At 62.2% G+C, this 24,398-nt stretch carries 19 protein-coding genes; 9 read left to right on the top strand and 10 right to left on the bottom strand.

Annotated features, from left to right (window positions below; translation table 11 throughout):
* Window positions 1-86: 86 nt before the first annotated feature.
* The 4 genes from ycaC to TX24_RS11950 form a co-directional block, all read right to left on the bottom strand.
* The gene (gene ycaC, locus TX24_RS11965) at window positions 87-704 is read right to left on the bottom strand and encodes an isochorismate family cysteine hydrolase YcaC (RefSeq protein WP_003191905.1); all 618 of its coding nucleotides are present in this window, start codon (window positions 702-704) and stop codon (window positions 87-89) included.
* Window positions 705-734: 30 nt separating this feature from the next.
* Window positions 735-2,573 (bottom strand): amidohydrolase, encoded by a 1,839-nt coding sequence (locus TX24_RS11960; protein ID WP_057710402.1) that lies wholly within the window; start codon window positions 2,571-2,573, stop codon window positions 735-737.
* On the bottom strand, window positions 2,570-3,160 hold the full coding sequence (locus TX24_RS11955) for an antibiotic biosynthesis monooxygenase (RefSeq protein WP_057710401.1): 591 nt from the start codon (window positions 3,158-3,160) through the stop codon (window positions 2,570-2,572). Before TX24_RS11955 ends, TX24_RS11960 begins: the two co-directional genes overlap by 4 nt.
* A gap of 217 nt (window positions 3,161-3,377) precedes the next feature.
* On the bottom strand, window positions 3,378-4,286 hold the full coding sequence (locus tag TX24_RS11950) for a LysR family transcriptional regulator (protein WP_003191909.1): 909 nt from the start codon (window positions 4,284-4,286) through the stop codon (window positions 3,378-3,380).
* 205 nt (window positions 4,287-4,491) lie between these two features.
* On the opposite strand from TX24_RS11950, the gene TX24_RS11945 reads away from it, so the two are divergent.
* Both TX24_RS11945 and TX24_RS11940 read left to right on the top strand, forming a co-directional pair.
* Window positions 4,492-4,890 (top strand): helix-turn-helix domain-containing protein, encoded by a 399-nt coding sequence (locus TX24_RS11945; protein ID WP_003191911.1) that lies wholly within the window; start codon window positions 4,492-4,494, stop codon window positions 4,888-4,890.
* A gap of 58 nt (window positions 4,891-4,948) precedes the next feature.
* Window positions 4,949-7,711 carry an ATP-binding protein gene (locus tag TX24_RS11940; RefSeq protein WP_057710400.1) on the top strand — a complete coding sequence of 921 codons (2,763 nt, stop codon included), beginning with the start codon at window positions 4,949-4,951 and terminating at the stop codon, window positions 7,709-7,711.
* On the opposite strand, the gene TX24_RS11935 is transcribed toward TX24_RS11940, so the two are convergent.
* On the bottom strand, window positions 7,658-9,106 hold the full coding sequence (locus tag TX24_RS11935) for an ATP-binding protein (RefSeq protein WP_050547346.1): 1,449 nt from the start codon (window positions 9,104-9,106) through the stop codon (window positions 7,658-7,660). The two genes, TX24_RS11940 and TX24_RS11935, sit on opposite strands and share 54 nt — an antisense overlap.
* A 150-nt stretch (window positions 9,107-9,256) precedes the next feature.
* Window positions 9,257-10,207: a GlxA family transcriptional regulator gene (locus TX24_RS11930; protein WP_003191916.1), complete on the bottom strand. Its 951-nt coding sequence runs from the start codon at window positions 10,205-10,207 to the stop codon at window positions 9,257-9,259.
* A 181-nt stretch (window positions 10,208-10,388) separates the two neighbouring features.
* Between TX24_RS11930 and TX24_RS11925 the strand changes: the two genes are divergently transcribed.
* The gene (locus tag TX24_RS11925; RefSeq protein ID WP_003191918.1) at window positions 10,389-11,111 is read left to right on the top strand and encodes a pirin family protein; all 723 of its coding nucleotides are present in this window, start codon (window positions 10,389-10,391) and stop codon (window positions 11,109-11,111) included.
* Between the two features lie 121 nt (window positions 11,112-11,232).
* Here TX24_RS11925 and TX24_RS32305 read toward each other — a convergent pair whose 3' ends face one another.
* Window positions 11,233-11,598, bottom strand: coding sequence for a hypothetical protein (locus tag TX24_RS32305; RefSeq protein ID WP_157255547.1), 366 nt, complete (start codon window positions 11,596-11,598; stop codon window positions 11,233-11,235).
* 480 nt (window positions 11,599-12,078) lie between these two features.
* Window positions 12,079-13,035 carry a GlxA family transcriptional regulator gene (locus tag TX24_RS11915; protein ID WP_057710399.1) on the bottom strand — a complete coding sequence of 319 codons (957 nt, stop codon included), beginning with the start codon at window positions 13,033-13,035 and terminating at the stop codon, window positions 12,079-12,081.
* 109 nt (window positions 13,036-13,144) lie between these two features.
* On the opposite strand from TX24_RS11915, the gene TX24_RS11910 reads away from it, so the two are divergent.
* The gene (locus TX24_RS11910; protein WP_057710398.1) at window positions 13,145-13,687 is read left to right on the top strand and encodes a thioesterase family protein; all 543 of its coding nucleotides are present in this window, start codon (window positions 13,145-13,147) and stop codon (window positions 13,685-13,687) included.
* Window positions 13,688-13,696: 9 nt separating this feature from the next.
* Here the strand turns inward: TX24_RS11910 and pvdP are convergent, their stop codons facing one another.
* A complete protein-coding gene (gene pvdP / locus TX24_RS11905) occupies window positions 13,697-15,325 on the bottom strand; it encodes a pyoverdine maturation tyrosinase PvdP (protein ID WP_057710397.1) in 1,629 nt (542 codons plus the stop codon).
* 142 nt (window positions 15,326-15,467) lie between these two features.
* On the opposite strand from pvdP, the gene pvdM reads away from it, so the two are divergent.
* Genes pvdM through pvdO form a run of 3 tightly spaced genes read left to right on the top strand, consistent with a single transcriptional unit; the run spans window position 15,468 to window position 19,006 of the window.
* A complete protein-coding gene (gene pvdM / locus TX24_RS11900; RefSeq protein WP_057710396.1) occupies window positions 15,468-16,817 on the top strand; it encodes a pyoverdine-tailoring dipeptidase-like protein PvdM in 1,350 nt (449 codons plus the stop codon).
* An 18-nt stretch (window positions 16,818-16,835) separates the two neighbouring features.
* The gene (gene pvdN / locus TX24_RS11895) at window positions 16,836-18,104 is read left to right on the top strand and encodes a pyoverdine-tailoring periplasmic protein PvdN (RefSeq protein ID WP_057710395.1); all 1,269 of its coding nucleotides are present in this window, start codon (window positions 16,836-16,838) and stop codon (window positions 18,102-18,104) included.
* A 29-nt stretch (window positions 18,105-18,133) separates the two neighbouring features.
* Complete coding sequence (gene pvdO, locus TX24_RS11890) at window positions 18,134-19,006, top strand: dihydropyoverdine dehydrogenase (RefSeq protein ID WP_057710394.1); 873 nt, start codon at window positions 18,134-18,136, stop codon at window positions 19,004-19,006.
* Window positions 19,007-19,129: 123 nt separating this feature from the next.
* Here the strand turns inward: pvdO and TX24_RS11885 are convergent, their stop codons facing one another.
* A complete protein-coding gene (locus TX24_RS11885; protein ID WP_057710393.1) occupies window positions 19,130-19,957 on the bottom strand; it encodes a formyl transferase in 828 nt (275 codons plus the stop codon).
* Between the two features lie 202 nt (window positions 19,958-20,159).
* Between TX24_RS11885 and TX24_RS11880 the strand changes: the two genes are divergently transcribed.
* On the top strand, window positions 20,160-21,812 hold the full coding sequence (locus tag TX24_RS11880; protein ID WP_034134498.1) for a cyclic peptide export ABC transporter: 1,653 nt from the start codon (window positions 20,160-20,162) through the stop codon (window positions 21,810-21,812).
* Window positions 21,813-21,930: 118 nt separating this feature from the next.
* The gene (locus TX24_RS11875; protein WP_082628798.1) at window positions 21,931-24,372 is read left to right on the top strand and encodes a TonB-dependent siderophore receptor; all 2,442 of its coding nucleotides are present in this window, start codon (window positions 21,931-21,933) and stop codon (window positions 24,370-24,372) included.
* Window positions 24,373-24,398 lie beyond the last annotated feature (26 nt).

The following is a 24,398-nucleotide window of genomic DNA, read 5'->3' as shown; positions in this document are numbered from 1 at the left end:
TATCAGCCAGCAATGCTGTTGACTGGTATACCGCCATCGCAGGCAAGCCAGCTCCCACAGGGTCTTGCGGTGTTTTACAGAGCAGCTTACTTGGCAGCGAACGCCGAGTAGCTGTTCATCAGGTTGCGGTAGTTGGGAATGCGCGGCGAGAGCAGGTTGGCCAGGCCTTCCATGTCGTTGCGCCAGTCCACTTGCAGCTCGCAGGCCACGGAGAACCAGTTGACCAGTTGCGCACCGGCGGCGGTCATGCGTGCCCAGGCGGCTTGTTGCACGGTTTCGTTGAAGGTGCCAGAAGCGTCGGTGACCACGAAAACCTCAAAGCCTTCGTCAAGGGCACACAGGGTCGGGAATGCCACGCACACATCGGTCACTACACCGGCAATGATGATCTGCTTGCGGCCGGTCGCCTTGACGGCCTTGACGAAGTCTTCGTTGTCCCATGCGTTGATCTGGCCAGGGCGCGGGATGTATGGCGCGTCGGGGAACAGTTCTTTGAGCTCAGGCACCAGCGGGCCGTTGGGGCCGCTTTCAAAGCTGGTGGTCAGGATGGTCGGCAGGTTGAAGAACTTCGCCACGTCGGCCAGGGCCAGCACGTTGTTCTTGAACTCGTTGGGGGAGAAATCCTGCACCAGGGAGATCAGGCCGGTCTGGTGATCAACCAACAGCACAACAGCATCATCTTTGTTCAAGCGCTTGTAAGTCATGGGTAACTCCTTTGGGGATGGGGGTGTTCTTCAAAAGGCAAAGCAGGAGCAGCCGAACGCACCCCAGAAACCCTGGAAGTCGCTGACCGGCACGCTGGAAAGGCGCGCTTTTTCATGGCTGTGGGCATGCACGCCGCAAGGTCCGCTGCACTGGTGAACCTGGGCCTGCATCGGCGACGTCGGGCGCCAGTGCCCTGACACCTTGACCACTGGCGACCAGTCGGGCAGCACCGGTACCCGTGGCGGTGCGAAATCTTCGAAGTCGCCAGCGCCGTACACGACCTTGCCGCCGACCACTGTCAGTACCGACTCGATCCACTTGATGGCTTCTTCTTCGACACTGAAAAAGTCCGCCGACAACGCGGCGACATCCGCCAGTTGACCGACCTTGATCTGGCCTTTCTTGCCCTGCTCGGACGAGAACCAGGCGCTGCCGTGGGTGAACAGCTCCAATGCGGTAAGGCGCGGCAAGCCCTCGGCGTGCAGCTCCAGGCCACCGACGGTGCGGCCGCTGACCATCCAGTACAGCGAGGTCCAAGGGTTGTAGCTCGACACGCGGGTGGCATCGGTGCCCGCCCCTACCGGCACGCCTTCGGCCAGCATGCGCTTGATCGGCGGCGTGGCTTCGGCAGCCTTGGCGCCGTAGCGCTCGACAAAGTATTCGCCCTGGAACGCCATGCGATCCTGGATCGCAATACCGCCACCGAGGGCACGCACGCGTTCGATGTTTTTCGGCGTGATGGTTTCGGCGTGGTCGAAGAACCACGGCAAGCCATTGAACGGGATGTCGCGGTTGACCTTCTCGAACACGTCGAGCATGCGCGAGATGGACTCGTCGTAAGTGGCGTGCAGACGGAACGGCCAGCGCTGTTCCACCAGGTGGCGCACCACCGGTTCCAGCTCCTGCTCCATGGTCAGCGGCAGGTCCGGGCGGGGTTCGAGGAAGTCTTCGAAATCCGCGGCCGAGAACACCAGCATCTCGCCGGCCCCGTTATGGCGCAGGTAGTCATCGCCCTGGTGCAGGGTGACGCTGCCGGTCCAGTTCTTGAAGTCGCTGAGTTCTTCCTTGGGCTTCTGAGTGAACAGGTTGTAGGCGATGCGCACCGTCAACTGTTGATCCTTGGCCAGTTGCTCGATCACCGCGTAGTCATCGGGGTAGTTCTGGAAACCGCCGCCGGCATCGATGGCGCTGGTCAGGCCCAGGCGATTGAGTTCACGCATGAACTGGCGGGTAGAGTTGACCTGGTATTCCAGGGGCAGTTTCGGGCCCTTGGCCAAGGTCGAATACAAAATCATCGCGTTGGGCCGCGCCACCAGCATGCCGGTGGGGTTGCCGTTGCTGTCGCGCACGATCTCACCGCCCGGCGGGTTCGGCGTATCCTTGGTGTAGCCCGCCACCCGCAGTGCGGCGCGGTTGAGCAAGGCGCGGTCATACAGGTGCAGCACGAACACCGGGGTGTCCGGGGCGGCCTGGTTGAGTTCTTCCAGGGTAGGCATGCGCTTTTCAGCGAACTGGAATTCGTTCCAGCCGCCCACCACGCGCACCCATTGCGGCGTGGGCGTGCGGTCGGCCTGGTCCTTGAGCATGCGCAAGGCATCGGCCAGGGACGGCACGCCTTCCCAACGCAGTTCAAGGTTGTAGTTCAACCCGCCACGAATCAGGTGCAAGTGCGAGTCGTTGAGGCCGGGAATCACGGTGCGGCCCTTGAGGTCGATAACCTGGGTGCCGCTGCCGCGCAGGGCCATGGCTTCGCCGTCGGTCCCCACGGAGACAAAGCGCCCTTGGTGGATGGCCACGGCGGTGGCGCGTGGGTTTTCGCGGTCCACGGTGTGGAACTGGCCATTGAACAGAATCAGATCGGCGTTCATAGGGTTTCCTTTACAGAGGCTTCAAGCCAGGGAGCGAACAGGCGGGTGGCCGCCGGCATCAGCAGGTACACCACCAGCAACACGATGGTCAGGGTGACCAGGAAGGTGGAGACCACGTAATTGGACAAAAACGGGTGCAACCGCAGGATCGGCCCCCAGATAAACGGCAGCAGCAAGGTTTGCGGCAGGATCACAAACAGGCTGACCACCGCCTGCTTCCAGCGCGGCGGCTTGGCACCGCCCTCGGCCTGGGGCGCGAACCAGAATTCATTGACCGCGCCGATTTCCGTCTGGTCGCCGTCCGCCAGCATCGGCGCGGCTTCGTCGATCAGCGCCTGGCGTTGCGGGGAGCCGAGCCACAGCTCAAGGGCGCTGGTGGAGCTATAGCGCAGCACGCAAGTGAACAGCGCCATGCCGTTTTGCTGGCTGCGCACCACGTCAACACCCAGGTGCCCAGGGCGTTCGCCCGCGATGCGCACGATGCGGCGCAACCAGGCTTCGTACTCGACTTCAAAGCCGGGTTTGACCCGGTGCTTGACGACCAGGGTGACGACTTCGTCGGGGCTGGTGTTGACGGTTGAATCCATGGCTGAGTGCTTCCCCGGAGTATTGAGCGATGGGGAGAGTCTGGCCGTTGAGCGGTGGGGAGAATTGGATGTATGTGCTGTTTGGCTTGTTGCAGGAGCGAGGGGGACGTCTAGTTCTTGCTCGCGAAGAACCTCAACGATAACGCGGGCTTACTGGTTCAACGTGGCGCCCTCAGGTTTTTCGCGAGCAAGCTCGCTCCTACAATTACCGGCAAAGCTACGTCGCCCGGGCCATGTGTTCCGCAATCCTGCCCCTCAGCCATCGCTCCGCCGGGTCGTTGTCATGCACCCCGCTCCACACCATCGACAGCTCCGCCGCATCAATCGCAAACGGCGGGTCCTCGGCGCGCAGGCGTGTGCCTTCGGTCAACGCGCACGCGGCGTAATCGGGCACGGTGGCGATAATCTGCGTCCCCGCTAGCAACGCGCGTAACCCGCTGAATTGCGGCACGGCCAGTACCACGCGACGCGAGCGGCCGATGCGGGCCAGGTCCAGGTCGATATTGCCGCTTAGGTCGCCGGAGAACGACACCATTGCGTGGGGCCTGGCGCAGTAATCATCCAGGGTCAGCGGCGCCTCGCCGTCATCGCCGCGCAGGACCTTGCAGGGGATATCCCGCAGCTTCTTGCGCTTGGCATTGGCCGGCAGGTCGGTGGTGTAGCTGACCCCCACGGAAATTTCACCGCTGGCCAGCAGCGAAGGCATCAACAGGTAATTGGCGCGGCGCACCACCACGATGATGCCCGGCGCTTCTTCGCGCAGGCGGCTGAGTAAGGACGGAAACAGCCCGAACTCCGCATCATCGGACAGGCCGATGCGGAACACCGCGCAGCTGGTGGAAGGGTCGAAATCCTTGGCACGGCTGACGGCGCCCGAGATGGTGTCCATGGCCGGTTGCAGCTCCTTGAGTATCGCCAGTGCACGCGCGGTGGGTTCCATGGCACGGCCGTTACGCAGCAGCAACGGGTCGTCGAACAAATCGCGCAAACGGCCCAATGCGGCGCTCACTGCCGGTTGGCCGATAAACAGTTTTTCGGCGACTCGGGTCAGGTTTTTCTCGAACATCAAGGCTTCGAAAATCACCAGCAGGTTCATATCGACGCGGCGCAGATCGTTGCGGTTCATGGGCGCTATCCAAACGTTTTCCAGGGGGCCAGGGAAGCATGCACTGCACGCCCGGGATTGCATAGCTGTGCTGTCTTTTCCAGCGCCGCACCTGGCGAAATTAACAACGATTAACTCGTCAGCCAGGCGGTCCGGCAACAAGATTAAGGGCGTCTACACTGCACCCATCCACCGGGAACGTTCCCATCGACTGCGGATATTTGTCATGGCCCGACTCGAGCAATATGCCCCCCGGTTGCCCGCCACCGGTGGCCTGTGCCCCCGGCGTGAGCGCATCGCCAAGCAACTGATCCTCGCCAACCTCGGCGAAAGCCTGGCGATCGCCGACCTGGCCCAGGCCTGCGCCTTGTCGCGCAGCCATTTTTCCCGCGCCTTCAAGTGCACCACCGGGCTGTCGCCCCAGGAATGGATTCGCCAGCAACGCATCCAGCGGGCCAAGGAACTGATTACCGGCTCGTCCCTGAGCCTCACGCAGATCAGCCTCGAATGTGGCTTTTGCGACCAGGCGCACTTCTGCCATATGTTCACCCGCAGCGAAGGCGTCAACCCGATGACCTGGCGAAACCACCACTCGCGCAGCAAACCTGATGTGATCGCTGCCTAGTGGTCTGCGCGTACCTGGAATATGCTGGCCGCTCTCCTCATCCAGAACCTGGGCAGCCATGAATGACTTGAGCGACCAGGCCGTGCATTTCGGCCCGTACCGCATCCACCCGCGCCAGCGCCTGGTGCTGGAGGCCGGTCGCCCGCTGCGCCTGGGGCGGCGGGCGGTGGACATTCTGCTGATCCTGTTGGAGCACGCCGGCAATGTGGTGAGCAAGCAGGAGCTGATCGCACGGGTCTGGCCCAAAAGTGTGGTGGAAGACGGCAACCTGCGGGTGCACATGGCTGCGTTGCGCAAAGCACTGGGGGACGGCCAGGCCGGGCAGCGCTATATCGTCACGGTCGCCCAGCGCGGCTACAGTTTTGTTGCGCCACTGAGCATTGAACCCATGACGCTGCCCACCGACGGCGCGCCCCAACGCCCCAGCCATAACCTGCCCTTGCGCCGCACACGCATGATCGGTCGCCAAGCGCTGATCGACGCTCTGGTGCAACAACTGCCGCAGCAACGCTTCATCACCCTGACCGGCGCCGGTGGCATCGGCAAGACCACCGTCGCCCTGCGCGTCGCGGAATTGCTGATCGGGCATTACCGCGACGGTATTCACCTGCTGGACCTGGCGCCGCTCAGTGCCGCGTCCATGATCCTGCCCAACCTGGCCGCCCTGCTCGGCCTGACACCGGGCGAGAATGCGTCCCTGGCCAGCCTCGCCCGCAGCCTGCAGGCACGCCAGATGCTGCTGGTGATCGACAACTGCGAGCACCTGCTCGACGACATCGCCCTGATCAGTGAAACCCTGCTGCGCCATGCACCGCACCTGCACATCCTCACCACCAGCCGCGAAGCCCTGCGCGCCGAAGGTGAATATGTGCAGCGCCTTGAACCGCTGGCCTGCCCGCCCGCCACCGGCAACCGCGCCCAGGCCCTGGGTTACCCGGCCATGCAATTGCTGATCGAGCGCGCCATGTCCCACCAGGAGAGCTTTGCCCTCAGCGACGCTGAACTGCCCCTGGCGATTGATATCTGCCAGCGCCTGGACGGCATTCCCCTGGCGATCGAACTGGTGGCCGCGCAAATTGAACGGTTTGGCTTGCCGGGCCTGCTGGTGCAGATGGAAGACAACTTTCGCCTGCTGACCCGCGGCCGACGCAGTGCCCTGCCCCGCCAGCAGACCCTGCGCGCCACGCTCGACTGGAGCTTTGACCTGCTCACGGCGTGCGAGCAAATCTGCCTGCGCCGCCTGGCGGTCTTCCGTGGCGGCTTCAGCCTGGTCAGCGCAGCGGCGGTGATCGCCGGGGAGCAAGTGGCCCCCGCCGAAGTGCTGGGCTCCATTACGCAACTGGTGGCCAAGTCGTTGTTGAATGTGGAGGCCAGCGATGACGAAATGGTCTATCGCCTGCTGGACATCACCCGCACCTATGCCCTGGAAAAGCTCAGCCAGGCCTGCGAACTGCATGCCACACGAGAGCGCCACGCTGCACGCTGCCTGGCGCTGATGGAACAGGCCCAGGGCGACTGGGACCTGATCGCCACACAGCCGTGGATCGACCGTTATGCACCGCTGCGCGAAGACGTGCGTGCCGCCCTCGACTGGGGCTTTGCTGACGACGGTGCGCAGCTGCTGGCTATCCGCCTGACGGTCAGCGCGATGCCACTGTGGCAAGAGTTGTCGTTGCTGCGTGAGCACGGCGGCTATGTGGACCAGGCGCTGGCGCTGATTGGCCAGGTTACCGCGCCCTGCACGCAATTGACCCTGCAGCTGCAATTGGCCCTGGGCAGCCTCTCCTACCACGCCATGGGCGCCGCACCTCGGACCATTGCGGCATTCGAGGGTGCCGCACGCCTGGCCGAGACAACCCAGGACCTTGGCGGCCAGTTGCGTGCGGTCTCCGGGTTGATGGCGGTGAACCTGTGTGCCGGGCGCTACGGCCCAGCGCAGGAGCTGAGCGTGCAGTTCGAACGGCTCGACCCACACACCGAGCCGTTGCTGGGCCTTAGCGCGCAGCGGCTGCGTGCGCTGGGCCAGCATTACACCGGCAACCAGCCGCTCGCCCGGCACCACGCCGAGCAGGTGTTGCAGCGCATGTCCCAAAGCGGTCACGTGAACCGCTTTGCCCTCGGGGTTGGCGTGCAATACGACCAGGGTGTCGCCTCCTTGACCGTGCTGGCGCGGATCCTGTGGTTGCAGGGCTTTCCCGAGCGCGCCTGGCGCACCGCCAGCCAGGCACTGGAGTTGGCCCTGCAGATCAACCACGGCACCTCGATCTGCTACACCCTGGCCCTGGCTGGGGTGGTGATCGCCCGCTACAACGGCGCCGAAGACGACGCCCAAGCCCTGCAACGGCTGCTGCTGGAGCAATCGCACAAGCATTCGGTGCAGTTGTTCCAGACCTGGGCCGGGCATTACGCCGGTATTCTTGGCCACCCGGATTGGCAAGGCCTGGGCCTGATCCAAGACACCTTGATCACCTTCGGCACCCATGCGGTGGATGTGCCAACCCTGGAACGCGCGCGCAGTGGCGCGGCGGGCTGGTGCGCCCCGGAGATTCTGCGGGTGTACGCCTTGCAGCTAGAGGATGAGCACGCCGTCGAAGCACTGCTACTGGAGGCGCTGGGCCTGGCGCACCAGCAAGGTGCCCTGGCCTGGGAGCTGCGCTGCGGCGAATCCCTGGCGCAATTATGGCAACAGCAGGGGCGCATTCAGCTCGCCAGGGACTTGCTCGGTTCAATCCATGCACGCTTCAGCGAAGGCTTCGCTACCCAGGATCTACTGCGCGTGCGCTGCCTGCTCGACGAGTTGCAGGACAAACGGCCGGCCTGAGAACGCCCCCAGGCAAGGCGCGTAGCCTTGCTGCAAACGCTCGACCTGGCGCGGGTCGCGCAGTTGCCCCAGGGCGTAGCTGCGCACGCAGTTGAGCAGGCGATAGCGCGGCTGGCCCAGGCCGGGCTCGACGCTCAGCAGCGAGACGTTGACCAGGCGTGCCAGCAGGTAAGACAGGTCGGCATGTTCAAGCTCCGTACCGGCCACCATGTCACTCAGGCCAGGTAAGGTGACCGCCATCTTGAACAGGCTCAATTGCAGAAACAGCCAGCACTCCGGCAGGCTCAGGCGCTCGTAGCTCCAATCCAGGGCCGCGGTCAGTGATCGGTGACGTTCCACCGCCGTGCGCCGCCCCCGGGCCAGCACTTGCAAACCCGTGCGTACTTGCATCTGCACACCGCCGATGCCCAACGCATCCACCTGGGCGGCCGCCAATTCCAGAGCCAACGGCAGGCCGTCCAGGCGCCGACACAGGTCGCGCAGCGGCGCCAAATCCTGGGGCCGCAAATCAAACCCCTGCTGATTGGCACGCGCGCGCGCCACGAACAGTTGCACCGCAGGACAGGCCATCGCCTGTTCGACATTGGCCGACGGCGACGGCACCGCCAGCCGAGGCACGCGCACCACCCACTCGCCAGGGGCCAGCAAGGCTTCGCGGCTGGTGATCAGCACACTGACGCCAGGCGCCGTCTCGCCCAGCGCACGCAGTAGCTGTCGGCACGCGCCCAGCAGCAGGTCGGCGCCGTCGAGTATCAGCAGTAACTGACGCGAAGCCAGACGCCGGCCCAGTTCGTTGAAACTGTCGGGCGTCGAATGCAGCTGCAACCCCCTGGCCAGGCTACCGAGCAATTCGCTCGGCGCTTGCACAACGGCCATGTCGAGCCACCATACGCCGTCGCGATAACGCGGCAATGCCCGCTCGGCCAGGGCCAGTGCCAGTGTGCTCTTGCCAATGCCGGCCACGCCGGTGAGGGTCAACAAGCGCTGCGCGGCCAAACGCCGCGCCAGCACGCCCACCAGTTCATCGCGCCCCCACACCGGGCTCAGCCGCGCAGCCAAGTTGTGCTGAGGCAGCAGCGTCGGCAGCGCATCTTGCGCCGGTGCGGCGAAGCAGTAACCGCGCTGGGGGTGATTGAGGATCCAGCGTTGGCCGTCCAGGGCGCGACGCAATGCGGCAATGTGCACGCGCAGGTTGCTCTCTTCGACGACGCTGTTGGGCCACACCCGCTCGATCAAGGTCGCCTTGCTGATGAAATGCCCGGGCGCTTCGAGCAGTACCGCAAGAATATCCAAGGCTCGCCCGCCCAGCGGTACCGGCCATCCGGCCTTGCTGACCAGGCGCTGCTGCCGATGAAAGGTGTAGGGGCCAAAGCTCACCGCCGTAGCATTTTGCATGTCCGTCACAGCGCTGAAACACCCGTGCTTGAGTGCCTGCGCATCCTTTTTCCATGGGCTCGACGCTATCTTGCCAGTTGGCGATGACAGGACAATGCTGGCACGGGGAGCGATACGGACAATCGGGTGCCTGAGACGGACATGCTGTCGTTAACTGAACTGTTGTCGGTATTGGGTAGGGTTCAGCCCGAGCTTTTCGCTGAACAGAAAACGCATATGCCGCACGCTGCCAAAGCCGGCGTGGAAGGCCACGGTCTTGAGCGGCAGGTCGGTGGTTTCCAGCAGGTGCCGGGCCCGGTCGATGCGCGCGCCTTGCAGGAACGCCATGGGCGTCATCTGCACGTCCTTGGCGAACAGCCGCGCAAAGTGGCGCGCGCTCATGCCGGCCAGCTCGGCCATGGACTCGATGGTAAAGGGTTGATCCAGATGCGCCAGCACGTGGTTCTGCACGCGGGTGATCGGAGTTTCCTGAGGCGCCACGGCGGCAGTCATCGGGCTGAACTGGGCCTGGCCGCCCTGGCGTTTCATCACCACCAGCAGCACCTTGGCCACGTCCACCGCCACTTGCTTGCCGTGGTCCTGGGCGACGACCGACAGGGCCAGGTCGATACCCGCAGTGACGCCGCCAGAGGTGATCAGGCGCCCGTCCTGCAAATAGATGCGGTCGGTCTCGACAATGGCGTTGGGAAACGCCTTGATCAACCGCTCGGTGTAGTGCCAATGGGTGGTCACGCGGTGCCCGTCGAGCAAGCCTGCGTGGCCGAGCACAAAAGCGCCGGTGCAGATCGAGCCAAAACGCCGAGCCCGTGGCGCCGCGACTCTCAGCCAGGGCAACAGCGCGGGGTGGCATTCGTTATAGGCGCCGGGGCCGCCGGGCACCAGCAGCAGGTCATAGGCCGCCTGGGCCTGTTCCAACAGCAGATCGGTCTGCACGCTCACGCCGTTGGACGCCCGCAACGGGCCGGGCTCGGTGCCGATGGTCAGGATCTGGTAGTGATCGGCCGCCGGCAAGTAGCGGTTAGCAATCGAAAACACTTCCAGCGGCCCGGCCATGTCGAGCAGCAGGAAGTCCGGGAACAGCGCCATGGCCACGGTTTTCATAAGCGGGGAATGTCCATCGAGAAGGAGTGCGGCGGGCATTATGGCACGACTTTAACTGTCAACCTGAGAGCGACAGTTATTCTATTTTCATCTTCTTAATCAATCACTCGCTAACCATTAACCTTCTTCTCAACGCAAGCGCCCTGCATCTCGCAGCCCGCGCTCACTTGAGGACTGGACCATGCTGACCCTTCGCAAAGCTTCCGAACGCGGCGCCGCCAATCACGGTTGGTTGAAGTCGTTCCACACCTTCTCTTTTGCCAACTACTGGAACCCCAAGGAGCAGGGTTTTTCCGACCTGCTGGTGATCAACGATGACCGCGTCGCCGCAGGCAAAGGCTTCGGCCAGCACCCGCACCGCGACATGGAAATTTTCTCCTACGTGCTCGAAGGCGCGCTGGAGCACAAGGACACCCTGGGCACCGGCTCAGTGATCCGCCCCGGCGATGTGCAACTGATGAGCGCCGGCAGCGGCGTGGCCCACAGCGAGTTCAACCATAGCCAGCGGCATGGCGTGCACTTCCTGCAAATCTGGATCGTGCCCAACGAAGCCGGCGCCAAACCGCGCTATCAGCAAGAGCATTTCACTGAAGCGCAAAAACGTGGGCGCTTGCAGTTGATCATCTCGCCGGAGGGCGCCAACGGTTCGCTGAGAGTGCGCCAGGACGCACGGGTGTACGCCGGCCTGTTTGACGCTGACGAAAGTACCCGCCTGGAACTGGCGCCGGATCGCTACGCCTACGTCCATGTGGCGCGCGGCAGCGTGGAACTCAACGGCCAGCGCTTACAGGAAGGCGACGGTGTACGCGTACGGGACGAACGCCAGATCCGCCTGAGCCATGGCGAAGACGCCGAAGTGCTGGTGTTTGACCTGCGCCCCAACGAACTGCCGCAAATGCCATGACGGCCGCAGTGATGGTCCCGCCAGCAGGACCATCGTTGGCATCGATAGTCACCATCAGCGCAATGAAGTTCTCTTAAAAAATGCAACGCGTAACATCAAACCCATGCCAAACGGCACCCAACTAAAACACTCGGAGCACACCATCATGAAACGCCAACTCTTGCTTAGCCTCGCTTTCTCGGTACTCGCTGCAAACGCTTTTGCCCACCCGGTTGTCGCTGAAGGCGGCGCGGATCGCCTGATAGAAACCCGCGTTGCCGAAGGTGGCGCGGATCGCCTGCAAGAACGCGGTCTGGCTGAAGGCGGTGCGGATCGCCTGCAAGAACGTGGCCTGGCTGAAGGCGGTGCTGATCGCTTGCAAGAACGTGGCCTGGCTGAAGGCGGTGCGGATCGCTTGCAAGAACGTGGCCTGGCTGAAGGCGGTGCGGATCGCCTGCAAGAACGTGGCCTGGCTGAAGGCGGTGCCGAGCGCTTGCTGAGCACCCACGTATAACCCCGCACTGTTGGCGGGACACCCCAAACCGGCCTGATCAGCCGGTTTTTTTTCGTCTTCAATTTCTATCACACTGCCCCCCCGTAACCACGATGCGAAGCGAGCCGCTCTTGATCTTGATCTGCTTTTGATCTCAGGCGCCCCGTTAAACCACGCTGGCCGGAATTCGACAGGGATTTGGGGGGTAAACCGGCAGGGATGCCGGTTTAGCCGCCCCGCGCCATGGATGGCGCGTGGCGGCGGCCCCCAAATCACTGGCGGATTACGGGCACACCGAGCCTAAGCGAGGTGCCGAGTGGTGGGGCAAGAGCGCTTTGCTTACTTTTGTCTGGGCCGGCATTCCGGCTTTTCGAAAGTGAGCCGCCGTCAGGGCGGAACCCTAGGCGGCCGTTACCGAAGGAGTGGATATATACACTGTCCAAATGTGTTGGCTGTCAGGCCGTCTTCGCAGGCAAGCCAGCTTCCACATTTGGATCAAGGGGCAGTCAGAAACTTCTTGCGATACGCCGCCGGCAGCATCCCCACCCGCTGCTGAAACAACCGCCTAAACGAATTACTGTCCTCATAACCCACCGCATACGTAATGCTATCGAGCGTCATCCGTGTCGACTCAAGCATCTGCTTGGCACGCTCCAGACGCAGGCTCTGCAGATAACCAATCGGCGTACACCCCGTGGCTTCCTTGAAGCGCCGCTTGAAATTACGCACCCCAAAGCCAAAGCGCTGGGCAACCTCGTCGATCACCAATGACTGCGCAAAGTGCTGCTCCAACCAATGCTGCACACGCAGGATCTGCGCATCACCGTGGCTCTTGGGCAGCGACCACATCGCGTAGGCCGACTGCTCAGTGCGCCCAGCATCGATCAGCAAGTACTTGCCGCAGGTATGAGCCAGCTCCGGCGAGCCGAAACGGCGGATCAGATGCAGCATCAAGTCCATCGCCGCCGTAGCGCCCCCGCAGGTGATCAGGCGATTGTCTTCGCAGAGGATCTGCCCCTCATCCAGGCTGACCTGGGCATACCGACGCCGGAAGAACCCGGCAAATGCCCAGTGAGTCGTCGCACGCAAGCCGTGCAATAACCCCGTCTCGGCCAGCATGAACGCCGCCGTGCACATCGAAGCCAACACGGCGCCCTGCCCATGCTGCTCACGCAACCAGGCGCCGTAGGCGGCGAACGTCGGCAGGGCTTGCTTGAGGGTAAAGAGAAAACCGGGAATCAGCACCAGGTCGGTGCGCGCGATCTGCGCCAGCGAACCGTGCACCTGCAGGCATTGCCCACCCCATACCGTCACCGGGTGGCCGTCCAGAGACGCGAGCGTCACCTCGAACGGTGGGCTTTGAGCGAACAGATTGGCCGCACTGAGCATTTCCATGGCCAGGGTGGCACTGGCAGCGGAACACTGATCCGCCAGGAGCAAGGTGACATGCATGTAAAAACTCCAGCTTGCACTTTTCGCATGTAATAAGTCATTTACGCATCTACCTTAGCCGATTCCGCCCCCGTAAAGTGCGGCCATTGATCAACTGTCTGGCGTTTTTATGAATCTCTGGTTTCGATTACTGCTCATGCTGTTGCGCCGCCCCTGGCGCAAACCGGTTCACGGCCTGGCCACCACGGTGGTGCGCATGCGGGTCTGGCCGCTGGACCTGGACCTGAACCGGCATGTCACCAATGGCCGGTATTTCACCCTGGCCGATGTGGCGCGCATGGATTTTGTGCTGCGCACCGGCGCCTTTCGCGTGGCGCTGCGTCACAAGGCCATGCCGATAGTCGGCGATACCTGGGGCAAGTTCCGTCGGGAATTGAAGCTGTTCGAGGCATTCGACGTGCACACCCGCATTCTCGGCTGGGACCACAAGTGGAACCTGATGGAGCACCGCTTCGTCAGCAATGGGCGGGTGGTTGGCGTGGTGGTGATGCGCGGGCTGTTTCGCTCTGCCAAGGGCACACTGCCCCCGGCCGAATTTATCCGCGAGCTGGGCTTGGACGACACCTCGCCGCCGCTGCCGCAATGGTTGAGCAACTGGGCACACAGTTGCGATGAAATGAGTGCGCAATTGCGCGGGGAGGAGCAGGTTTAAAAACGCCCGCTAAGCCTCGCGCTTGACCTTCAAATGCCGTGCATACCATGGCCGCTGTGGCACGCGCTTGAATAACCCTTTGAGCAGCTCTTCATCGGCGCCGAAAGTAATGCGCAGGGCCAGCTTCATGATCTCCGGGTCCATCTCCATCGAGCGCCCCTGCTGCAGCCCCGGTGTGGTGCTGCAGCCGTGGGTGTCCGGTCCCAGCCAAGGGTCGCCTACTTCGACCCAGCGGCCTGGCGCGAACCAGGCCACGCCGTTGACTTCCAGTCGGCTCACCTCACCTGGGTTGAAGCGCTCGTGGGCGCGAAACCAGTCTTCGATGCGGTCATCTATCCAGCCATGGAAATGCCAGAACACCGGGTTTACATGGGATGAAAACGGGTCGCCCAGAAAGTCGTTCTCCGGCGCATACCAACGTGCGGCAAAGTCTGCGGGGTCACGGGCGAAGGGGACCGGGGCGCCGTTGGACGGGTCGCGGGGCACCGAGGCCCAGCGCATATGCAGCCAATCGTGCAGGCCCAGTTCCATTTCCGAGCCCAGTTGGCCCAGGCTCAACTTGGCCAGGTAGCGCGGATCGCGGTACTGGGATTCCCACACCTGAAAGTTGCTGTGGTAGGTCTCGGCCGCCTTGATATCGCTGACCCACTGGGTGTAGTCGACGTCATCCGGCGCCGACCAACAGGGCGGCAGCGCGAAACCGTCGTGGTTGTCGAAGTAGCGCACAAATCCCAGGCGATCGCGCTCCAACGGCGGTTGCGGCTCGGGGAATTGCGGCCAGGACGGCAAGTCCTGCATGGAACGTGCGGTGCCGAGCATGTGGCGGTGCATGAAAAAGAAGTCGATGCCCGAACCATTGCGGTCCTTGCGCTTGCCGCGGGCATCGCGCTCCTGGCCGCGGGGCCCGGGCTGCCAGCCGATGCCGCGCAGGGCTTCGCGTTTTTCTTCGGAGAGCTTGTGCCACTGGTCGCGGGTGGCGTGCCAGAGTTGGTGAAACAGGCGGTGTTCGGGAGAAATCAGCCAGGCCAGCAAGGTCGGGTTGAGGCCGATGCGCTGGCGGGCTTCGGGGAACAGTTGTTTGTGGGCGATAAAACGGTTGTCGCGTTCGGTCAACGCCAGGGGCCGCTCAAGGTCGAGGATGTGCCCGCTGAGCGTGGCGCTGCCGGCATTGCCGAAATCGGCCCAGACTTCATCCAGGGTCATCTTGAATTCATAGGCCGGCGCGCCGCCGTCGGAATCACGGTCGATCAAGCGCCAATAGAGCACGGCGCCCTCGCCCGTCAGTAGGTCGCCCAAGACGCGGTAGCGCGGCTCGCCGTCGGCGCGCAATTGCTCGGCGGTGTCCAGGTACCCACGCAGGCCACGGCCACGGGGGGCGATGTCGAGCAGCAACTCCAGGCCTTGCTGCGGCAGGCCCGCAAGGCCCGCATCGCGGCCTTCCAGGCGCAGGCTCCAAACACCCCGCAGTGTGTTCGCCAGGTGCTGGCCCTGGGTGTCGGCGAGGTCGACCGTGGCTTCGCCGGGGGTGATGGGAAACGCTTCTTCCCGTGTCAACTCGCGATGGGCATAAAAGGCCGCGGGCACGGCTGCACCGGTCAGCGCCAGGCCTGCGATGAACCCACGTCGAGAGATTGTCATTGGCTACCTTAGGAAACGGCTTGATCAGAGCTAGAACGTTTGCAGCCCGACGAAATTTACCGCCCTGCCCCCGCCACCTAAATTTCCCCCGCCATCGCTCGTTCTTCCCTGATAGCAAAGGCCTCAACTGACTGAGATGGCAATGACAAAATCACGTTCGAAAAAGGCGCTGTATATCGGCCTGCCGCTGGCCCTGGCTATCGGCGCCGGGGCGGGCTTTCTGGTCTGGGATCAGTGGTTCAAGGGCAACGCCGGCTACCCGCTGGAGGTGATCAAGCAGGCCAATGAAATGCAGGATCGCCTGTTGTCATTCGACAGCCACATCACCCTGCCCCTGGATTTCGGCACGGCGGGCAACGAGGCCGACAAGGATGGCAGCGGCCAGTTCGACCTGGCCAAGGCCGCCCGCGGGCGATTGTCGGGCGCCGCGCTGACGATCTTCGGCTGGCCGGAAATCTGGAACGGCGCCAACGCCCCGCACAAGCCCACCGACGGTTTTGTCGAGGAGGCCCGCCACGAGCAGGAGGTGCGCTATAAGATCATCTCCGGCATGGTGCGCGACTTTCCCAACCAGGTGGGCATCGCCTACACCCCGGACGATATGCGACGCCTGCACGGCGAAGGCAAGTTTGCGATCTTTATCAGCATGCTCAACGCCTACCCCCTGGGCAACGACCTGAACCAGCTGGACTTATGGGCCGCACGTGGCATGCGCATGTTCGGCTTCAGCTACATCGGCAATAACGCCTGGTCCGACTCGTCGCGCCCGCTGCCGTTCTTCAATGACTCCACTGATGCCCTTGAGGGCCTGTCGCCTATCGGCCAGCAAGCGGTGCATCGCCTCAATGACCTGGGGGTGATCATCGACGTGTCGCAGATGTCGACCAAGGCCCTGGAACAAGTCGCGCAGTTGAGCCGTACGCCGATGGTGGCGTCCCACTCGGCGCCACGGGCATCGGTGGACATCCCGCGCAACCTCAGTGACAAGGAACTGCAACTGATCAAGAACAGCGGCGGCGTGGTGCAAGTGGTGGGCTTCCCCGCCTACCTGCGGCCCTTGAGCCAGCCGACCCAGGACAAGCTCAACGCCCTGCGCGCACGCTTCGACCTGCCGCCACTGCCCAATCTGGCCATGGCTCTGATGCCCGGCGACGCGATCATTGCCGCCTGGCCCGAGCAACGCTTCGGCCAGTACGCCAGCGCGCTGTACGGCATCCTCGAGGAAGAACCCAAGGCCACCCTCAAGGACCTGGGCGACGCCATCGACTACACCGTGCGCAAGATCGGCATCGATCATGTCGGTATTGCCTCGGACTTCAACGACGGCGGCGGCCTCCAGGGCTGGGAGAACGTCGGCGAGGTGCGCAACGTCACCGCCGAACTGATCCAGCGCGGCTACTCCGAAGCCGATATCGCCAAGCTGTGGGGAGGCAACTTCCTGCGGGTGTGGGACCAGGTCCAAAAAGCCGCCAAACCCTTGGCCAACCGCTAACCACCACGAAGTAAGTCCATGACCGACCGCCGTACATTTCTCAAGCAGGCCGGCGTCTTTGCCGCGAGCCTGCCGCTGGGCACCGCGTTGCTTCCTCAGGCAGTCGCCGCCGCCACGAACGACCCATGGACGGGATTGAAGCAACTGTTCAACCAGGACCCCAATTACCTGCATTTTTCCAACTTCCTGGTGGCCTCGCACCCCAGGCCCGTGCGCGAGGCCATCGAACGCTACCGCCAACAGATCGACCGCAACCCTGGCCTGGCCATGGACTGGGACCTGCAGGAAACCTGGAAGCGTGAGGGCCAGGTACGCGAGTGGGCCGGCCGCTACCTGAACGCCACGCCAGCGCAGATCGCCCTGACCGGCAGCACGTCCGAAGGGCTGGCGATGATCTATGGCGGGATCAAGGTGCGCGCCGACCAGGAAATCCTCACCACGGTGCATGAGCATTACGCTACCGAGTTCAGCCTGGACTTCCGGGTACGCAAGGAGCAGACCCAGGTTCGCAAGATACGCCTGTTCAAAAACCCCAATCAGGTCTCGGCCGATGAAGTGCTGGGCAATATCCAGCGCAACATTCGCCCCAACACCCGTGTACTGGGCATGACCTGGGTGCAATCCGGCAGCGGCGTAAAACTGCCCATCGGTGAGATCGGCAAGCTGGTGGACGAACACAACCGCAACCGCGACGAGCCGGACCGACTGCTTTATATCGTCGATGGCGTGCACGGCTTCGGCGTGGAAGACCTCGACTTCCCCGCTATGCACTGCGACTTCTTCATCGCTGGCACCCACAAGTGGATGTTCGGCCCGCGCGGCACCGGCCTGGTGTGCGCCCGCGAGACCGAAAACAAATACGTCACACCGATGATTCCGACCTTCTCCGAAGACAAGGACTTCGCCACGACCATGACGCCCGGTGGCTACCACGCCTTCGAGCATCGCTGGGCCGCCGATGAAGCCTTCAAGTTGCACCTGCAACTGGGCAAGGCATCGGTGCAGGCACGTATCCATGCCCTCAACACTGAACTCAAGGACCAACTGCTGGCTCACTCGCAGATCGAATTGGTCACCCCGCGCAGCCCCGAGCTGTCAGCAGGTTTCACCTTCTTCCGGGTCAAGAACCAGGACAGCGACGCCGTCGCGGCCTACCTGATGAAAAACCGCGTGGTGGTGGACGCGGTGGAGCGTGACGTTGGCCCGGTGATTCGCACCTCGCCGGGCCTGCTTAACAACTCCGATGAGATCCAGCGCTTCATGACCCTGCTGAGCCAGCGGTTATGACCCCTTTTCCCTTTGAACGAGACGCCTCCATGACGCCATCCCGACTCAAACCGCTCACCGCACTGGCACTCACCGCCCTGTGCGGCGCCCTGCCGCCCGGCCTGGCCCATGCCGCCGCCCCACAACCGGGCAAGGTCTTCAAAGACTGCAAGGACTGCCCGGAAATGGTGGTGCTGCCCGCCGGCACCTTCACCATGGGTACCCCGGAAGACGAAGTGGGCCGCGAGCCCGACGAAGGCCCGATGCATGAGGTGACCTTCGCCAAGCCGTTCGCCATGAGCCGCTTCCACATCACCGCCGGCGAATGGGACAGCTACGTGCGCCAGACCGGAGTCAAGATCGCCAATGGCGACGACCGCCCCGGCCGCGAATGCATCGCCAGCAAGCCGCGCTACCCCCAGGGGCCACGTCAGCCGGCGGTGTGCATGGACATGGACGACATCAAGCAGTACGTGAGCTGGCTGTCGAAGAAGACCGGGCACACCTACCACATGGTCAGCGAAGCCCAGCGTGAATACGCTGCCCGAGCCGGCACCACCGGCCCGTTCCCCTTCCCGTTCGACGAAGGCAAGGGCTACAGCATCGCCCAGCACGCCAACACCTACGGCCCGGCGGACGGCTACAGCTATTCGTCGCCCGTGGGCAGCTACCCACCGAATGCCTTTGGCATGTATGACATGCACGGCAACGTGTATGAGCGGGTGGCTGATTGCGAGCACCCCAACTACGTCGGCGCGCCAAAGGATGGCAGTGCCTGGGTGGAGCCCAACTGCGAGGCCTACCAGATTCGCGGCAATGACTGGGGCGAAGCACCGGTGTTTTCACGCTCGGGCAATCGCAACAACATCTACCCGCAAACGCGCGGGGATTGGATTGGGTTCCGGGTAGTACGCGAGCTTTAATACCTTGTAGGAGCGAGGGTGACGCCTAGTTCTTGCTCGCGAAAAACTCATAGACGCCGCGTTTATTCAGGAAGCGCGCGTCATCGTTGACGTTTTTCGCGAGCAAGCTCGCTCCTACAGGGTTCAGCCTTGTCTGGCCAACAGCGCCAAGCCTTCATGCAGCGCCGGGAACAGGCTGTTGTTGAAGTTGTTCCAGCGCAGCTCAAGGATGGTGTCCTCGGGCGAAATCTCGGTCTTGAGCACGTCGTGGAACACCTCTCCCGAGTCGATGCCGTTATCCACGTAGTGGAATGACGCACCGGTCCAATACAACGGCTCGCAGGCCTGAGTCGCCTTGGTCGCCCAGTCGGTGATCGCCTGCCCACGCGCGCCGTACAGCGCATTCCAGGTGGCGTACGCCCCACGGCGCTCATAAGGCGATTCGATGCGGGTAATGCCCGGATGAATGTTCATGATGCGCCGCGCAAACGGCGCACCCGGGCGCACCAGTTCATCGAGGATCACCAGCAAACCATCCAGCACCACGATGTCAGCCTTCAACTCCACCAGAGTGTCATGCAGGCGACGCTCGAAATCCTGCTTGCCGGCGATATGTTCGGCGCTGCCCCGTGGCAGGCGACGATAGGTCGACGGCACGCTGAGCAGCAGGTCGTTGACCAACGTGCCTTGCACACGCAAATCCGCCGGGTACAACCACTGGCGACCCGGCTGGTAAGCAAAGCCATAGTCCGCCACCAACTGCTGGTCGCGCGGGTTGTGCTCATCGTCGTCATACACCACGCCCACCAGGTTGTAAGCCTCGCCCAGCGGCGTGTCGTTGAGCGAGCCCACCAGAAACTCCAGCACCGATTTCATATAGCGCTCGTGGTCTTTATAGGCCACCGGCTGCCCTGCCTTGTCGGCGGCGGCATTTCTCAGGGACCAGACATACACCAGGTTCTTTTTCGTCATGTGTTTCGCTCTCGCTCAAAGGGCCACGCACGGCATTGATACACGTGCGCCTACAGAACAAGAACGAACCAGGCCCCGGGCAATTTATCGCTCACTGCCACCGCCCGGCACGCCGCGCTAAATAGTCACGCCACAGCTTCGTTTGTCATGGGTAAGGGTCTGTGTGCCCAGCCCCCTCTTTTTCACTTTCCGGGAAGTATTTATGACCGACCCCAAGCGCGGCGCCTTCAAAGGTTTGCTCGCATTGCTCAGGCCCTTTCGCACCATCGTGACGGTCTCCGTCGCCCTTGGCATGGCGGGCGGCCTGGCCATTACCTTGCTGTTGGCGACGATTAACAATGCCCTGCATTCGGCGGGGGGGATGACTCAGGGTGTGGTATTGACCTTCGCCGCGTTGTGCGTGGTGGCGCTGGTCAGCTCGATTATTTCCGACATCGGCACCAACTACGTCGGACAACGGATCATTGCCGCCCTGCGCAAGGACCTGGGTGAAAAGGTGCTGTCAGCGCCCATCGGGCAGATCGAGCAATATCGCTCTCACCGCCTGATCCCGGTGCTGACCCACGACGTGGACACCATCAGCGACTTTTCCTTTGCCTTCACGCCCCTGGCCATCGCCGCCACCGTTACCCTGGGATGCCTGGGTTACCTGGCTTACCTGTCCGTGCCGATGTTCCTGATGATGGTGGTCGCAATCATCATCGGCAGCGCCGTGCAATTCATCGCGGGCGGCAAAGGCATCCAGGGCTTCGATCTGGCCCGCAGCCACGAAGATGAATTGCAGCGTTACTACAATGCGATTGCTTCGGGAGCCAAGGAACTGCGCATGCACCGTCCGCGGCGGTTTCGCATGAACACCCATCGCATCCAGGAAACCGCAGACCGCATCAGCGATATCCAGGTGCGTTCAGTCAACATCTATATTCTGGCCAAGACCTTTGGCTCGATGCTGTTCTTTGTGGTCATCGGACTGGCCCTGGCGATGCAGGCCTACAACCCCAACCCCGACCCCACGGTGATTACCGGCTTCGTGCTGGTACTGCTGTATATGAAAGGCCCGCTGGAACACCTGCTGGGTTACCTGCCCGTCGTTGGCAAGGCGAAGATTGCCTTTGGGCGCATCAGCGAACTGTCGGAGCGTTTTTCTTCGCCCGAGCCCCACTTGCTGATGGACGACAGTGAGGCGCCGAAACCACTGGTCAACAGCCTTGAACTGCGCGGCGTCAGCTACAGCCCGCCAGCGGTTGAAGGCAGCCAACCGTTCCACCTGGGGCCGATCAACCTGAGCATCAAGCAAGGCGATATCGTGTTTGTCGTCGGCGAGAATGGTAGTGGCAAGACCACGCTGATCAAATTGCTGCTGGGCCTGTATCCGCCTCAGTCGGGTGAGATCCTGCTCAACGGTACAGCGGTGACCGACCCAGAGCGCGACGATTATCGTCAGTTGTTCACCACGGTGTTTTCCGACTATTACCTATTCGATGACCTGGTACAAGGCAGCGCCACCCAGTCCCTGGACAGCGCCACCCAATACCTTGAGCGCCTGGAAATCGCACACAAGGTCAGCGTCAAGGACGGCGTGTTCAGCACCACTGACCTGTCCACCGGCCAACGCAAGCGCCTGGCCCTGGTCAATGCCTGGCTGGAAGAGCGCCCGGTGCTGGTGTTCGACGAATGGGCCGCCGACCAGGACCCGGCCTTTCGCCGCATCTTCTACACCGAGCTGCTGCCGGACCTCAAACGCCTGGGCAAGACCATCATCGTGATCAGCCACGACGACCGTTATTTCGACATCGCCGATCATCTGGTGCGCTTGCGCGCCGGCCAAGTGGTGCATGAGATGGAGCCTGCATAAGGTACCGAAAAAAATTTTTCCGGTTTTGCGAAGTAGGAACGTCTCACTAGTGGTAATGAGAACTAAACTCAATAAACACTTAGAATTGCCCACTTAAAACATAGAAGAGAAAGCATCCATGCCAGCACGACTCGGTCTCAGCCCCCTGAGCAAAGCGCTATCCATGCGCCGGGCCCTGAACATCAACCTTTTGCCGAGTGCCCTGGCGTTGGCTGTGTCGATGCCGATTGCAAGCTATGTGCAAGCCCAGGAGATCGAGTTGAATATTCCTGCGCAGTCGCTGGGGAGCGCACTGCAGGAATTTGGCCGCCAGACCAATGTGCAAGTGCTCTACAGCCCGGGCGATGTGCAGGGCAAGAACAGCCCCGCCGTCAAGGGCAAGATGCAGCCGCAGCAGGCCATAGCTGCATTGCTGGCCGGTAGCCAGACCACCTATAACCTCAATGGCAATACCTTGACCGTCACAGCTGCTGGCAGCGGTGGTGGGCTTGAGTTGAGCCCGACGCAGGTGACTGCCAACTACCTGGGCAACGTCACCGAAGGTTCTGGTTCCTACACGCCTGGCACGATTGCCACGGCTACACGTCTGACGTTGACCCCACGGCAAACTCCGCAGTCGATCACCGTGGTGACTCGCCAGCACATCGAGGATTTTGGCCTCAACAACATGGATGACGTGATGCGCCATACGCCGGGCATCACCGTTTCCGCCTACGACTCCGACCGCACCAACTACTATTCCCGTGGTTTTTCGGTCAATAGTTTCCAGTACGACGGTATTCCGTCGACTGTGCGTAACGTCGGCTATTCGGCGGGCAACACCCTGAGCGACATGGCGATCTACGACCGTGTTGAAGTCCTCAAGGGCGCCACCGGCCTGCTCAACGGTGCCGGTTCCCTGGGTGCGACCATCAACTTGATCCGCAAGAAGCCAACCGCGGAATTCAAGGGCCATGTGCAATTGGGCGCGGGCTCCTGGGACAACTACCGCAGCGAAGTGGATGTCAGTGGCCCCTTGACGGACAGCGGCAATATCCGCGGCCGTGCGGTGGCTGCGTATCAGGACAAGAAGTCCTTTATGGACCACTATTCGCGCAAGACCGAAACCTACTACGGCATCACCGAGTTCGACCTGTCTCCCGAGACCATGCTGACGGTGGGCTTCGATTACCAGGACAACATTCCGCAGGGTTCCAGCTGGTCCGGCTCCTTCCCGCTGGTCAACTCCAACGGCAGCATCAACAAAATGCCGCGCTCTTACAACAACGGCACCACCTGGAGCTCATGGGAGCAAAACACGCGTACCGCCTTTGCCATGCTCGAGCATGACCTGGGCGACGGCTGGGTGACCAAATTCCAGCTCGACCACAAGATCAACGGCTACCATGCCGACCTGGGTTCGATTCAATTCGTCCAGCCGGCAGCCGATGGCACCGCCGAGATCAACGGGCAGAAATACACCGGCGAGACCAAGAGCACCTCGGCCGACCTTTACGCCACCGGGCCTTTCAGCCTGTTTGGCCGCGAGCATGAACTGGTGGTGGGCGGCTCGATCGGTACCTCGCGCTGGCAAGGCAAGGGCTACTGGTCACCGGAATGGCCTGGCGGTAACAAGGTCGATTTCTATAACTGGAACGGCCATATCGCCAAGCCTATCTACGGTCCTGCCCAACAGCACATCGACGACACTATCCGTCAAACCGGGTATTACCTGACCGCGCGTTTCAACGTGATTGACGACCTGAACGTGATCCTGGGTGGGCGCGTGGCCAACTATCACGTGACTGGCAACAACCCCTCCTACAAGGAAACCGGGCGGTTCATTCCTTACGCCGGAGTGATCTACGACCTCAACGACAACTTCTCGGTATACGCCAGCTACACCGATATTTTCCAACCCCAGGAAAGCACCTATAAGGACCGTAACGAGAAGCTGCTGGAGCCAGACGAAGGGCAGAACTACGAGTTGGGCCTGAAGGGCGAGTTTTTCGATGGCCGCCTCAACACCAGCATCGCTTACTTCGAAGTGCATGAGACTAATCGCCCCATCTCGGATGACGCCTACAACAACCAGACACCTGCCCCGAACAACTGGGCGTTCAAGAGCTCCAAGGCCGTCACCAAAGGCTACGAAGCGGAAATTTCCGGTGAGTTGAGCCCAGGCTGGCAACTTCAAGGTGGCTACACCCACAAGATCGTACGAGACGAAGACGACAAGAAACTCTCCACCTTCGAACCCGAGCATCAGGTCAACCTGAACACCACCTACAAACTCAAGGGCGACCTGGACAAGTTCACCATCGGTGGCGGTGTACGCTGGCAGACCAAAGGTTGGAACGAGATCTGGAACGGGCCACTTGAGAAAAACCAGGACATCACCCAGGAGTCCTACTGGCTGGTGGACTTGATGACCCGCTACCAGGTCACCAAGAACCTGTCGGCTACCGTCAACTTCAACAACATCTTCGACAAGTCTTACTACACCAACGTGGGCTTCTATAACTCGGCCGCCTACGGTGAGCCACGTAATGTGATGGTCAGCACGCGCTGGGACTTCTGATTCCACGCGTCAATCGATCAAACGCC

The organism is Pseudomonas lactis (assembly GCF_001439845.1).
Taxonomy (GTDB): domain Bacteria; phylum Pseudomonadota; class Gammaproteobacteria; order Pseudomonadales; family Pseudomonadaceae; genus Aquipseudomonas; species Aquipseudomonas lactis.
The sequence above is the reverse complement of the archived record's forward strand: the minus strand, read 5'-3'. Positions and strand labels throughout refer to the sequence as shown.